11 protein-coding genes and 1 pseudogene are annotated in these 13,596 nt (G+C 68.1%); 9 read left to right on the forward strand and 3 right to left on the reverse strand.

The window, feature by feature from the left end; translation table 11 throughout:
* Nucleotides 1-3: 3 nt before the first annotated feature.
* Nucleotides 4-1,221: pseudogene (locus ACZ5Z0_RS12100) on the reverse strand (MFS transporter); the annotation flags it as partial.
* A 79-nt stretch (nucleotides 1,222-1,300) separates the two neighbouring features.
* Here ACZ5Z0_RS12100 and ACZ5Z0_RS12105 point away from each other — a divergent pair.
* The 9 genes from ACZ5Z0_RS12105 to ACZ5Z0_RS12145 all read left to right on the forward strand — a co-directional run bounded on the left by ACZ5Z0_RS12105 (nucleotide 1,301) and on the right by ACZ5Z0_RS12145 (nucleotide 11,377).
* A complete protein-coding gene (locus ACZ5Z0_RS12105; protein ID WP_464108647.1) occupies nucleotides 1,301-1,954 on the forward strand; it encodes an ArsR/SmtB family transcription factor in 654 nt (217 codons plus the stop codon).
* Between the two features lie 165 nt (nucleotides 1,955-2,119).
* On the forward strand, nucleotides 2,120-4,849 hold the full coding sequence (gene topA / locus ACZ5Z0_RS12110; RefSeq protein WP_464108648.1) for a type I DNA topoisomerase: 2,730 nt from the start codon (nucleotides 2,120-2,122) through the stop codon (nucleotides 4,847-4,849).
* Between the two features lie 138 nt (nucleotides 4,850-4,987).
* On the forward strand, nucleotides 4,988-6,007 hold the full coding sequence (locus ACZ5Z0_RS12115) for a type IV toxin-antitoxin system AbiEi family antitoxin domain-containing protein (protein WP_464108649.1): 1,020 nt from the start codon (nucleotides 4,988-4,990) through the stop codon (nucleotides 6,005-6,007).
* Nucleotides 6,008-6,137: 130 nt separating this feature from the next.
* Nucleotides 6,138-6,587: an SseB family protein gene (locus ACZ5Z0_RS12120; RefSeq protein ID WP_464108650.1), complete on the forward strand. Its 450-nt coding sequence runs from the start codon at nucleotides 6,138-6,140 to the stop codon at nucleotides 6,585-6,587.
* A gap of 66 nt (nucleotides 6,588-6,653) precedes the next feature.
* Nucleotides 6,654-7,673, forward strand: a complete 1,020-nt coding sequence (locus ACZ5Z0_RS12125) for a Ppx/GppA phosphatase family protein (RefSeq protein ID WP_464108651.1) — start codon at nucleotides 6,654-6,656, stop codon at nucleotides 7,671-7,673.
* A gap of 101 nt (nucleotides 7,674-7,774) precedes the next feature.
* Nucleotides 7,775-8,116, forward strand: a complete 342-nt coding sequence (locus tag ACZ5Z0_RS12130; RefSeq protein ID WP_464108652.1) for a YciI family protein — start codon at nucleotides 7,775-7,777, stop codon at nucleotides 8,114-8,116.
* Nucleotides 8,117-8,358: 242 nt separating this feature from the next.
* The gene (gene proC / locus ACZ5Z0_RS12135) at nucleotides 8,359-9,192 is read left to right on the forward strand and encodes a pyrroline-5-carboxylate reductase (RefSeq protein ID WP_464108653.1); all 834 of its coding nucleotides are present in this window, start codon (nucleotides 8,359-8,361) and stop codon (nucleotides 9,190-9,192) included.
* 56 nt (nucleotides 9,193-9,248) lie between these two features.
* Nucleotides 9,249-9,827: an HhH-GPD-type base excision DNA repair protein gene (locus tag ACZ5Z0_RS12140; RefSeq protein WP_464108654.1), complete on the forward strand. Its 579-nt coding sequence runs from the start codon at nucleotides 9,249-9,251 to the stop codon at nucleotides 9,825-9,827.
* Nucleotides 9,828-9,847: 20 nt separating this feature from the next.
* Nucleotides 9,848-11,377 carry an FAD-dependent oxidoreductase gene (locus ACZ5Z0_RS12145; protein ID WP_464108655.1) on the forward strand — a complete coding sequence of 510 codons (1,530 nt, stop codon included), beginning with the start codon at nucleotides 9,848-9,850 and terminating at the stop codon, nucleotides 11,375-11,377.
* An 18-nt stretch (nucleotides 11,378-11,395) separates the two neighbouring features.
* On the opposite strand, the gene ACZ5Z0_RS12150 is transcribed toward ACZ5Z0_RS12145, so the two are convergent.
* Both ACZ5Z0_RS12150 and ACZ5Z0_RS12155 read right to left on the reverse strand, forming a co-directional pair.
* On the reverse strand, nucleotides 11,396-12,034 hold the full coding sequence (locus tag ACZ5Z0_RS12150; RefSeq protein ID WP_186372291.1) for a potassium channel family protein: 639 nt from the start codon (nucleotides 12,032-12,034) through the stop codon (nucleotides 11,396-11,398).
* A 40-nt stretch (nucleotides 12,035-12,074) separates the two neighbouring features.
* Nucleotides 12,075-13,505, reverse strand: coding sequence for a TrkH family potassium uptake protein (locus tag ACZ5Z0_RS12155; protein WP_464108656.1), 1,431 nt, complete (start codon nucleotides 13,503-13,505; stop codon nucleotides 12,075-12,077).
* Nucleotides 13,506-13,596: the final 91 nt, after the last annotated feature.

Below are 13,596 nucleotides of genomic sequence, written 5' to 3' on the forward strand. Positions count from 1 at the left end.
GACGGCCAAGGCCACCAGCACCCCGCCGGCCCCCGTGATGAGGAAACTCAGCCGAATCGGCAGCAGCGCGCCCAGCAGGCCGCCAATCGCCAGGGCGGCGATGGAGACCGCCCGGGTCATGCCGCCGATTATCGCAATCGCCTGGCCGCGCCCGCTTTCCGGCATGCGCAGGATCGCGATGGCCCCGAAGCACGCGTTCAGGGCGCCGCAAGCCGCGCCCATCGCCGTGTAGGCCACAAAGAGCAGCTCGACGGTGGGCACCAGCGCCATCACCGCCAGGAACGCCGAGGTCAGGACCATGGAGGCCAGCAACACCCGCAGTCTGGCCGGCGGCGTCGTGATCCGGCCCGCCAGCGCCGCGCCGGCAGCCATACCGAGGCCGAAGGCCGCTGCCAGCAGCCCGTACTGGGTCTCGGTGGCGCCAAGTTCACCCCGGGCCAGGAAGACCTCGAGCACGTTGGTGGCCTCGCCCACGACGATGAAGAACAGGGCGCCGAGCACCAGGGCCCACACCAGGGGGTCCCGGCGGATCAGCCGCAGGCCGTCCATCAGGGCGGGGGCCTGGCGGCCGGCCCGTTCGGCCGCGGTGCCGCGCCGGGTCCGGATCAGCAGGGCGCCGGCGCCCATCGCCAGGTAGCAGCCGCTCGCGACGCCGAACACGAGCCCCGAGCCGCCCCAGCCGCTGAGCAGGCCGCCCGCCGCCGGCCCGGCCATACCGGCAATCATGATGGTGGCCTGCATGGTTCCCATCGCCCGCGGGGTGCGTTCCTCGCCGACGATCCGGGGCAGCAGTGCCTGCCAGGTGGGGCCGGCCACGGCCTGCGCGGCGTCGAGCAGGAAGGTCATGGCAAACAAAACCGGGATGTGGTTGTCCATGTACTGCATGCTGACGCCCATCCCCGCCACGGCGGCGGCGCTGACCGCGGATGCCGCCGTCGCGAGCGTGCGGGAGTCCCGGGTGTCGGCCAGCCGGCCCGCCCACGGCGCCAGCACCACCAGCGGCAATGCCGAACACAGCAGGTAGCCGGCCACAAGCCACGGCCCGGCGTCCGCAGCGACGGTCGCAGCGACGTTCTGGAGGTGCAGCATGACGCTGACGACGACGGCGCCCATGCCGGCCGTGGCCAGGAAACGGGAGCTGCTGGCGAGCAGGAAGTCGCGGTTGCGCCAGAGCGACGGTCCGGCGGATCTGCTCCGCATTTTATGAAGTATATGTTTCATAGAAAGCAAAGTATCCGTGGCGCTGCCATAGTGTCAAGCATTCCTTTCATAGTTTGGCGGGCCTCGGTAGACTGGAGCTGTGAATGCAGATATCCCGAAGGCGGAGCTGTCCGCCGCTCCGGCCGCCAAGCGCAGGCAACGTCCGGAAAAGAAGGTCGAAATCACCGACCCGAAGGCGATCCGGGCCCTGGCCCACGCCGCACGGCTCGAAGTGATTTCCGAGCTGTATTCCACCCAGGTCAGCCGCACGGCCACCGAACTGGCCGCGCAGACCGGCCTCACCCCCAGCGCCATGAGCTACCACCTTCGTGCCCTGCAGAAGTGGGGCATCGTGGTGCCCGCGGCCACCTCCGGCGACGCCCGGGAACGGCGCTGGAAGGCCGCCGGCACCGACTTCACCATCCACTCGCTCGGGGGAGTGGCCAGCGGGGAACTCGCGGTTGTCGACCTCGAACTCGATGCCTACCGCCGCCGGGTTCTTGCGTACGCCAAGGCCCGCAATGAACGGCGCGAGGCCGGCGACACTGCCGAGGGCCCGTCCGCGGTGGTGCTGGCCAGCAACCTGCTGTACCTGACACCCGCCCAGCGCGCGGAACTGAACGAGAGGCTTTTTGACCTCCTGAAGGACTACGAGCTCGAGGACCCGGACCGGGTGCCCGAGGGTGCGGAGCGGATGGCCACCATGTGGTCCATGATTCCGGACGACCGGGGCAAGGCCGCGCCGGCTTCCTGAAATGCCGCACCGCCTTGGCGTCCGGGAACGCAGTGCCCTGTGACGTCAGTAAGTCGTGGCGGGAAGCCTGGGATTTCCCTCCGGATGCGCGGGAATCTGCAAAATATGGTGAACTAGGCGGGTATGGGCGCATCTGCCCGAGCAACCATTTTCTGTAGGAGTACCGTGCCAAGCAAGGCCCCCACCGGCAAGAAACTCGTGATTGTGGAGTCTCCCGCCAAGAGCAAGACCATCGCCAAGTACCTGGGCGAAGGTTTCATCGTTGAGGCCTCCATCGGTCACATCCGCGACCTTCCGCAGCCATCGGAGCTCCCTGCAGACCTGAAGAAAACGCCGCTCGGCAAGTTCGCCGTTGACATCGAGCACGACTTCAAGCCGTACTACGTGGTGTCCCCGGACAAGAAGAAAAAAGTCGCCGAGCTCAAGGCCCAGCTCAAGGGCGCCGACGCGCTCTATCTCGCAACCGATGGGGACCGCGAGGGCGAGGCCATCGCGTGGCACCTGCTTGAAGTGCTCAAGCCCAAGGTCCCGGTCTACCGGATGACCTTCGGTGAAATCACCAAGGAAGCCATCCACCGCGCCATGGACAACCTGCGCGACGTGGACCAGGACCTGGTCGACGCCCAGGAAACCCGCCGCGTGCTGGACCGCCTCTACGGCTACGAGATCTCACCGGTGCTGTGGCGCAAGGTGGCCCGCGGCCTGTCCGCCGGCCGGGTGCAGTCCGTGGTGACCCGCATGGTCGTGGACCGCGAACGCGAACGGATGGCCTTCAAGTCCGCGGCCTACTGGGACCTGACCGGCCAGTTCGGCGCGGAATCCGGCTCGTTCAAGGCCAAGCTTGCCTCCGTCGACGGTTCCAAGGTCGCCAGCGGACGGGACTTCAACGACGACGGCGAGCTCACCTCCCGCAACGTCGTGCACCTCAACGAGGAGCGGGCCGCGTCCCTCGCCGCCGGACTGCAGGACGCGGACTTCCGGGTCCGCTCCGTCGACACCAAGCCCTACACCCGCCGCCCCGCGGCGCCGTTCACCACCTCCACGCTGCAGCAGGAGGCCGGGCGCAAGCTGCGCTTCTCCTCGAAGAGCACCATGCAGGTGGCCCAGCGGCTCTATGAAAACGGCTACATCACCTATATGCGTACGGACTCGTCCGCGCTGAGCAACGAGGCCATCACGGCGGCGCGGCGCCAGGCCTCCGAGCTGTACGGCCCGGAGTACGTCCCGGCCTCGCCCCGGGTCTACTCCGGCAAGGCAGCCAACGCGCAGGAGGCCCACGAGGCCATCCGTCCCGCCGGTGACTCCTTCCGCACCCCCGCGCAGGTCGCGAAGCAGCTTTCCGGCGACGAATTCCGCCTTTACGAGCTGATCTGGAAGCGCACCGTCGCCTCGCAGATGGCCGACGCCAAGGGCTCGACGGCGACCATCCGCCTCGGCGCCGTCGCTACCGACGGCAGGAACGCCGAGTTCTCCGCCTCCGGCACCGTCATCACCTTCCCGGGCTTCCTCGCCGCCTACGAGGAAGGCAAGGACGAGAGCCGCGGGGACGAGGACTCCGAGGAAGCGCGCCGGCTGCCCAACGTGGCCAAGGACGACGCCCTGACCGCGTCGGAGATCGTCGCCGTCGGGCACGAGACCTCGCCGCCGCCGCGCTACACCGAAGCGTCCCTGACCGCGGAACTGGAAAAGAAGGGCATCGGCCGCCCGTCGACCTACGCCTCCACGATTTCCACCATCCAGGACCGCGGCTACGTCCGGAAGCAGGGCTCGGCCCTGGTCCCGAGCTGGATCGCGTTCTCCGTGATCCGGCTGCTCGAACAGCACTTCCACGACTACGTGGACTACGACTTCACCGCAGACATGGAAGCCGACCTGGACAAGATCGCCAACGGCCAGGAAGCCGGACCCGCCTGGCTCAAGCACTTCTACTTCGGCGCGGATTCCGAGCCCGGGCTGCTGAGCATCGTCAACAACCTGGGCGAGATCGACGCCCGCGAAATCAACTCCATCCCGATCACCGACGGCATCACGCTGCGCGTGGGCAAGTTCGGCCCTTACTTGGAGAGCTCCGTCCCCACGGTGGACCCGAAGACCGGCGAAGTCGTCGAGTCTGCCCGCGCCAACGTCCCCGAGGACCTGGCCCCGGACGAGCTCACCGCTGCCAAGGCGATCGAGCTGATGGAGACCGCCGCCCCCGAGGAACGGGTGCTCGGCGAGGACCCGCACACCGGGCACACCATCGTGGCCAAGAACGGCCGCTACGGGGCGTACGTCACCGAGATCATCCCCGAGATGACCGAGGAGCAGCTCGCCAACCAGCCGGTGGAGTACTACAAGAACGGCAAGCCGAAGCCGCCGAAGAAGCCCGTCAAGGCCAAGCCCCGCACCGGGTCGCTGTTCGCCTCCATGGGCGTGGACACCGTCACCTTGGATGAGGCGCTGCAGCTGATGAGCCTGCCGCGTGTGCTCGGCCAGGACGCCGAGGGCAACCCGATCACCGTGCAGAACGGCCGCTTCGGCCCGTACCTGAAGAAGGGCACGGACTCCCGCTCGATCGGCTCGGAGGAGGAAATCTTCACCATCACGCTGGAGCAGGCACTGGAGATCTACTCGCAGCCCAAGCAGCGCGGCGCCCGCGCCGCCGTCGCGCCGCTGGCCGAATTCGGCCCGGACCCGGTCTCGGAGAAGAACATCGTGGTGAAGGAAGGCCGCTTCGGCCCGTACATTACCGACGGCGTCACCAACATCACCGTGCCGCGCAGCACCGCCATCGAGGAACTGACCCGGGAACAGGCTGTCGAGCTTCTCGCCGAGAAGCGCGCCAAGGGCCCGGTCAAGCGCACGACGACGGCCCGCAAGGCCCCCGCCCGCAAAAAGGCCCCCGCAAAGAAGTAGGGCGGCTCGCTCCCGCTCGCGGGTTCCTTCCCAGCTCGACGTGTCAAAACGTCGACGGCGGACGGAACCCGCGAGTCGTTGTGCACATAGGTGGTTCGCGGACTTTCGGACACGTGGCAGCGGCGGCAGGCTGGCGCCATGGAATACCCTGCAGCCCAGCGTGAGGATCCCCTCGCCGCTGTGTGGGCCGCAGAGCCAGCCCGGCCGTTGACGCCCGGCCCGGTACCTTCGGCAGCAGCCCTGACCACAAAGCTTCCCGAAGCCGCTAATCTGTGGCGCACCGAGGAACTGCTGGACCGAGGCCTGTCCGCACGGCAGATCCTGCAGTTGGCTGCCGACGGCACCCTCGTCAAACTGCGCCGGGGGTGCTACGTCCGCCGCTCCTTCTGGACAGCACTCGATGCGAATGGTGCCTCGCGCTGCCGGATCGAGGCCTACGCCCACCGCTGCCTGACGAGCTCAACGGGCGCCTACGTGTTCAGCCACACCTCGGCAGCCCGGCTTCACGGCCTCTTTCTCTGGAAAGTAGACGACACCATCCACCTCACGGTGCCGTTTCTTCCTTCGTCCGGCGGCCACGCGAGCGATGTCAGGGCGCATACCCGTGCGCTGGGTCCCGCCGACGTCGTGCACGTGGCAGGGCATCGCGTTACGTCGCTGGCCCGAACGGCCGCGGACAGCTGCCTCGTCCTGAACTATGCGCAGGGACTGATACTGATGGACCATGCCCTGCGGCTCGGTGCCGGCCGGGAGGCGGTGGAACTGGAGTGCGCCCTGCTCCGCGGGGCACCGGGCGTCGCGACCCTGAAGAAGGTTGTTTCCAATGCGGATCCGCTGTCCGAGTCGCCGGGTGAAACCCTTCTCCGCGACCTGGTCAGGCGGCTAAGGTTTCCCGCTCCGCAGCTCCAGTTCGAGATCCGGACGCGGCTGGGGATATGCAGGCTGGATTGCGCGTGGCCGGAGCGGCGGGTGGCGTTGGAATTTGACGGTCGCGGCAAATATTTCAACTACGCCCCCACCGCCGAGGCCATTTTTGCAGAGCGGCGCCGCGAGAAGGCCCTGATGGAACTGGGCTGGAAGTTCATTCGGGTCGAATGGCGGGATCTGTTCCGCGAGCAGGAGTTGAAGACGAGGCTGCTTCGGGTGCTTGGGCGCTGAGATTGCCGCCTGCTCGCGGCTTTGATCCGGGCTCGTGGTGTCCAAACCGCGAACGTGGACGGAACCCGCGAACCGGCCGCCCGGGCGGGGAGGAATTGCGGTGCACGGCGCAACGTGATCGAGTAGGAACATGACTGAACAGCCCGCACACCTGGACAACCAGCCGTTGAACGAGCTCGAAGAGCAGCTTGCCCGGGGGGAGCAGCCGGACGCCAACCCGGTGGACGTCATCCTGGCGTTCCTCAACAACGAGGTGTACATCGTCAGCACCGACACGATCGAGGGCCCCGATTCCCAGGTCGAGCCGCTGGTGCTGGCGAACTCCGCCGGCAAGCCTGTGCTGGCCGTCTTCTCGCACCCGAGCCGCGTCACCGAGCAGTACCTCGCCGCGGCGCCGAACGTGCTCGGCACCCAGGGCGCGGCGATCATCGGCAACCTTGGCGACGAGCTGGGCATGGTTATCAACCCCGGTGCCGTCTACGGTTTCGAAATCGATCCGGAGGGTGTGGCCAACATCCGCCGCGACTTCAAGCCGTCCGACGAGGAGCCGGGCGCGGACCAGGGCAACGGCAAGGCCTAGCCGCGTTAACCGCCCGGGCAGGGCGCCCGGTTAGGGCACGGCCACTCCGGGGACAATAATGGCCCTATGCGTCTTGGCGTCCTCGACATCGGTTCAAACACCGTCCACCTCCTCTTGGTGGATGCCCACCCCGGCGCGCGCCCGGTCCCGTTCGCCTCGCACAAGCGCCCGCTCTCCCTGGTGCAGTTCCTCGACACGGACGGCAATATCAACGACGCCGGCCAGCACGAACTGATCGAGTTCGTGCTTGAGGCGTGGGAGTTCGCGGCGAAGCACAAGGCCGAGGACCTGCTGGCGTTCTGTACCTCCGCGATCCGGGAGGCCTCCAACGGACCCGCGGTGCTGGCCCGCGTCAAGGACGAAACCACCGTTACGCTCCGGGAACTGACCGGCAGCGAAGAAGCCTCGATGACGTTCTTCGCTGTCCGCCGCTGGTACGGCTGGGGCGCCGGACCCATGCTGAACCTGGACATCGGCGGAGGTTCCTTTGAGATGGCCTACGGGGAGGACGAACTCCCCGAACTTGCCATGTCGGTCCCGCTCGGGGCGAGCAGGCTTACCCAGGACTGGCTGCAAGAGGACCCGCCGTCGGCGAAAAGTGTCAAGGAGCTTCGCCGCTACATCCGAACCACCCTGAAGCCGGCGGTCCGGGACGTCGCCAAGCTTGGGAAGGCCAACCACGTGGCCGGCACCTCCAAGACGTTCCGTTCGCTGGCCCGCATCGCCGGGGCCGCGCCCAGCGGTGCCGGGCCCTACGTCAAGCGGGAGCTGCACGCCACGGACCTGGGACTCTGGGCCCAGCGGATCTCCGCCATGGAGGTGGAGGACCGGTTGAACCTTCCCGGCGTCTCCGAAGCCCGTGCCCCCCAGCTGCTGGCCGGCGCGCTCGTGGCCGAGGCGGCCCTAGAAATGTTTGAGTTTCCCAGCCTGGAGATTTGTCCCTGGGCCTTGCGGGAGGGCCTGATCCTTCGCCGCTTGGACCAGCTGGTCTCCGAGGGCCCGCTAGAGCCCGCGCCGCACGTCGCCCTGGCCGACGAACCGGCCGAGCCGCAGTCGCCGAGCGCCGAGGGGCCGGACGCGGCCTAGGCACGGCCCGCCGTCGCCCAATGTCGAACCGGACGCGGGCCATTCGTCTAGTTGGTGGAGGCCGGTAAGGAACCGGCCCGTCAATCAAGGAGGACAGCACCATGGCACAGTATCTGCTCAGCGTTTTCCAGCCCGTCGGCCCGGCTCCGGCGCCGGAAGTCCTGGCGCCCATCATGGCGGACCTCGAGGCCCTGAACCGCGAGATGAAAGCTGCCGGCGCCTGGGTGTTCGCGGCGGGGCTCCACCCCACCGACACCGCCACGGTCGTGCGGCAGCGGGGCACGGAGACGCTCATGACGGACGGACCTTTCGCCGAAGCGAAGGAGCATCTCGGTGGCTTCACCGTCATTGAAGCGCCGGACCTCGACGCGGCGCTCGGCTGGGCCGGAAAAATGGCCCGGGCCACCACCCTTCCCATCGAAGTGCGGCCTATCCAGCATTAACTATCAGCCGTCCCTGGGCGTCACAAACAGATCCTTAAAAGAGAATGCACCGGGGGCCTGCTGCGGGAAAATGGGGGAAACCCGCTGCAGACCCCCGGTGCCGGGCAGACATCCGCATGACTGCCTATCATCACTCGCACCCTCAATGAGGTGGTACCCACGTTATTCGCGGAGTTTGGGAGCAAGCTGCGCTGAGGATGTGAGCTGGCTGTGAATCGGGGCGGACTGCAATGATGGGGGACATGAGCAACCGAATCGCATTCCTGGGCTGTGGGTCAATGAACGAGGCAATCATGGGCGGCATGATCGCGGGCGGGACGGACCCCGCCGACGTCGTCGCCACGGTCCGCCGGGCCGAACGGGCCGCCGAGCTCGCCGAGCGGCACCACGGCATCACGGCCATCGCCAGCGAAGAAGAACCGGAAAACAATGCGCAGGCCGCCACTGGCGCCGCCGTCGTCGTCCTGGGCGTCAAGCCCGTGGGCATCGCGGACCTGGCCCGCGAGATCAGCGGCTCGCTCTCGCCTGACACCATCGTCGTCAGCGTCGCGGCGGCAGTGTCGCTCGAGCAGCTGGAAGCGGCACTGCCGGCCGGACAGCCGGTAATCCGCGCCATGCCGAACACGCCCGCCCGGCTGGGCCGCGGTGTCGTGTCGGTCTCGGCCGGGAAGCACTGCTCGGCGGCGCAGCTCCAGCAGGCGAAGGACATCTTCGCGGCCGTCGGCACCGTCGTCGAGATTCCCGAAGAGCAGGTCGACGCGCTGTCCGCGATCAGCGGCTCCGGCCCGGCCTACGCGTTCTACCTGGCCGAGGCGATGGCGGCAGCCGGGGTGGAACTGGGCCTGGACGCCGAGCTCTCGCTGCTGCTGGCACGCGAAACGGTGGCCGGTGCAGGGCTCATGCTCGCCGAGCCCGGGGCCGACCCGGCCGCGCTGCGCAAGGCCGTGACCAGCCCGAACGGCACCACGGAGCGGGCCATCTTCACCTTTGACGAGCGGGGCCTCCCGGCGATCATCGCCGACGGCGCCCGTGCCGCCGCCGAGCGGGCCGCGGAGATCACCAAGCAGCTCGGCTAGCGGCGCCGCAGGCGCAGGCCATGACGCGGACGGCACCCGGTGGCAGGATAGGACCCATGGAACTGCACATCACAGGGGACCCTGCGGCGGACAAACTACTCAGCGATGACGCGTTTGCGCTGCTCACCGGCATGCTGCTCGACCAGCAGGTGACCATGGAGTCGGCCTTTGCCGGCCCCGAGAAGATCCGGACGCGCCTCGGTTCCCTGGATCCGGCCGCCATCGCCGAACACGATCCGCAGGCATTCGTCGAGCTCTTCAAGGAACGCCCGGCCGTCCACCGGTTCCCCGGATCCATGGCCGGCCGGGTCCAGGCCCTCGCGGAGACGGTGCACCGCGACTGGAACGACGACGCGACGGCCATCTGGACGCAGGGTGACCCGGACGGGCCGGAGGTGCTGCGCCGGCTCAAGGCGTTGCCGGGATTCGGCGAACAGAAGGCAAAGATCTTCCTGGCGCTGCTGGGAAAGCAGTGCGGGCTCCAGGCTGCGGGCTGGCGCGAGGCCGCCGGCCACTACGGCCAGCAGGACGCCTTCCTGTCCGTCGCCGACATTGTGGACCCGGAGTCGCTGACCAAGGTGCGGGCCAGCAAGCAGGCAGCCAAGGCCGCCGCGAAGGCGTCAAAGGGAACATAGGGTGCGTGGAGGTCGGGACCGTGACTGAACAGCCGGCAGGACGCCTTCTTTCGCTCTGGGCTGCAACCGGCGGCGCCGACACTTACGCTCCCCTGGATTCGGACGTGGACGTGGACGTTGCCGTGCTTGGCGGCGGCATCGCTGGACTGACCGCCGCGCTGGCCCTGAAACGGGCCGGCCTGACGGTCGCCGTGCTGGAGGCCGCACAGGTTGGCACCGGCGTCACCGGAAACACCACGGGCAAGGTCACCTCCCTGCACCGGCTGGCCTACTCCGAGCTCGCGGCCCGTCACGGCGTCCACGCTGCCGGCGTCTACGGGCAGGCCAACGAAGCGGCAATTGAACACGTTGCCGGCGTCGTGGCCGCGGAGAGAATCGAGTGCGGCTTCCGGCGGGTGGCCAACTACACCTACGCCGAATCCGGGCGGGCTCTGGCGCTGGTCCGGGAGGAAGCGGCGCTGGCCGACCGGCTGGGGCTGCCGGCGTCCTTCACCACGGACGTGCCGCTGCCCTTCGCCGTCCGGGGCGCGGTGCGTTTCGACGGCCAGGCCCAGCTCCATGCCCTAAGATACGTGCAGGGCCTGGCCCGCGCCGTGCACGGGGACGGCAGCTTCGTCTTCGAGGAGTCGCCCGCCACGGGTTTCCGGGACGGCTCCCCGGCCGTGGTGGACGCGGAGCGGGGATCGGTCCGGGCCCGGGACATCATTGTGGCCACCAACCTGCCGTTCGGGGACAACGGCCTGTTCGCCCGGCGATGCTACGCGCACCGCTCCTACATCGTCGCCGGCCGGAGCGCGGCTCCTCCGCTGGACGCAACCTTTGTCAGCGTGGACGAGCCGATGCGCTCCATCCTGACCGTCGACGTCGACGGTGCCAGCTACGTCCTGGCCGGCGGTGAAGGGCATCCGGCCACCGAGAGCGTTGATTCCGCCGAGCGGTACGGACGGCTCGCCGCCTTTGCCCGCGACCGCCTGGGCGCCGGGGAGATTGCCTTCCGCTGGTCCACCCAGGACGCCATGCCTGACGACGGGCTGCCCTACGTGGGCCTCATGGGTCCGGAGTCCCGGCATGTCCACGTGATCACGGGGCTGCGGAAATGGGGCCTCACCAACGGCACCGCCGCTGCCTTGATCCTCCGCGACACCCTGTGCGGCACCGCCAACCCGTGGGCCGCAGTGTTCGACAGCAACCGCAGCGGCAGTTCGCGGCGCGAGATGCCGCTCCCGCCGGAGGAGCCGACGGCCGAAGGGGAACCGGCCGTGGGCGCTGTGCCGGCTGGCATCGCTCCGGGCGAAGGGACGGTGGTGGACGTCAGGGGCGCCAAGACTGCCGTGTACGTCAGCCCCGCGGGGGAGGTCCAAGTGGTCTCGGCAGTTTGCACGCACCTTGGCTGCACCGTCGAGTTCAATCCGACGGACGTGACGTGGGACTGCCCCTGCCACGGCTCCCGGTTCGCCACGGACGGCACCGTCATCCAGGGGCCGGCCACGAGGAACCTGGCCCCCAGCCCGGCCCCGGACGCCACGGGCTCGGGCCGTGGCGGCGCCTAGTCCCGGCCGCCGCCGGAACTAAGGCCTCGCGGCGAACCGTTCCAGCAGGTCCACGTGGCCGGAAACGATCAGCATGTCCCGCGCGGACACCTTCGTCTCGGGCCGGGCGTAGGTGAAGTCCTCGCCCGGGGATTTCACGCCCACGATCGTCACGCCGTACTTGGAGCGCACCTTGGACTCATCGAGGGTGAAGCCCACGGTTTCCCGCGGCGGGTACATCTTGACGATCGCGAAGTCGTCGTCGAATTCGATGAAGTCCAGCATGCGGCCGGAAACCAGGTGCGCGGCCCGGACACCGGCGTCGGCCTCCGGATAGATCACGTGGTTGGCGCCGATCCGGGTCAGGATCTTGCCGTGCGACGGCGTGATTGCCTTGACCCAGAGGTGTTCGATGCCGAGGTCGACGAGGTTGACCGTAATCAGCACCGAGGACTCGATCGAGGTGCCGACGCCCACGACGGCGGAGCTGAACTCCTGGGCGCCGAGCTGGCGCAGGGCGTCGATATTGGTCGCGTCGGCCTCGACGACGTGGGTCAGCACGCTGGCCCACTTCTGCACGAGGCTCCGGTCGCGTTCGATCGCCAGCACCTCGCGGCCCTGCTTGACCAACTGCTCTGCGGTGGATGCGCCGAAGCGGCCCAGCCCGATCACCAGCACGGGCGCGTTGTGGGCGGGGCGGTTGACGGCGCCTGAGGAACTAGCCAATGATCGGTCTCTCTTCCGGGTAGTGGTACAACTGGCTGCGCTGGCGCAGGGCCAGTCCAGCGGCGAGGGTGACGGTGCCGACGCGGCCGGCGAACATCAGGACGGTGAGGACGTAGACGCCCGCCGGGGGCAGTTCGGCACTGAGATTGGTGCTCAGGCCCACCGTGGCAAAGGCGGAAATCGTTTCAAACAGCACCCGGTCAAGGGACGCGCCGCTGATCTGCAGCAGCAGCAGGGCCGAGACTGCCACGAGGGTGGCGCCGGCGACGATGACCGAGATGGCCACCCGCATGGTGCCCTCCGGGATGGTGCGGCCGTAGACTTTCACATCCGCGTCGCCGCGGGCCTCGGCGATGATCGCCAGGAACATCACCGCGATGGTGGTGACCTTGATGCCGCCGGCCGTCGACGCCGAGCCTCCACCGGCGAACATGAGCGCGTCGGTCAGCAGCATGGTGGTGGAGTCCATCTGGTTCTGGTCCACCAGGTTGAAACCCCCGGAGCGCGTCATCACGGAGGCGAAGAGCGCGTGGGTGACCTTGTCACCGAGGCTCATGCCGCCTATGGTGCGCATGTTCTCCCACTCCATCAGCCCCCACAGCACGGTGCCGGCGGCCAGCAGGATCAGGGAGACCTGGATGGTCAGCTTGGTGTGCAGGTTCCACTTCTTCCAGTTCAGCCCGTTCTGCTGCAGCACCATGACCACCGGGAAGCCCAGGCTGCCCAGGAAGACGCCGATCATCAGCGGGATGAGGATCCACAGGTCCGTCTCGTAAGGGACGATGCCGTCCGAGTGCGGCGTGAACCCGGCGTTGTTGAACGCGGAAATGGAATAGAAGACACCGTGCCAGACGGACTGGCCGAAGCTTTCGCCCAGCGCCAGGAACCGCGGGATCAGCGCCACGGCCAGCGCCGCCTCGATCACCACCGAGGTGACGATGACGATCCGCAGCAGGGTGCCGACCTCGCCGAGGCGCCCGGCGTTCATGGCCTCCTGGGCGATCAGTTTGCCGCGGACGCCGAGCTTCTTGCTGACCATCAGCGCCAGCAGCGACGCCAGGGTCAGGGTACCGAGGCCGCCAACGAAAATGCCGACCAGAATGACCAGCTGGCCGAAGAAGGACCAGTGCACCGCGGTGGAAACAACGGTCAATCCGGTGACGCACACAGCCGACACCGCGGTGAAGAGAGCCTGGTGCAGGGGTGTCGCCTGCCCGGCAGCGGAGGACACCGGCAGGGAGAGCAGGGCGGTGAAGATCAAGACCACCACGGCGAAGGCCGAGACCGCCAGACGGGCCGGGGAGGTGTTGGCGATGTTGTCGATAAAGTCGCGCAACCGTGTGAAGATCCAGAGTCCCTCGCGCTCCGGCTGGCCGGGGTGCCAGCCGGCGGGGCTCGGTGACCTCGACTGGCTTTGCGTCATGTGGGGCTTGTCCTCGGTTGAAACGGCGTCCTCAGTAGTAAACCACTATATTCCGCGCAACGACGGGGGACTGGCGGTGCCCTCCGGTAGC

This window comes from Arthrobacter sp. T2-23, from assembly GCF_055398325.1.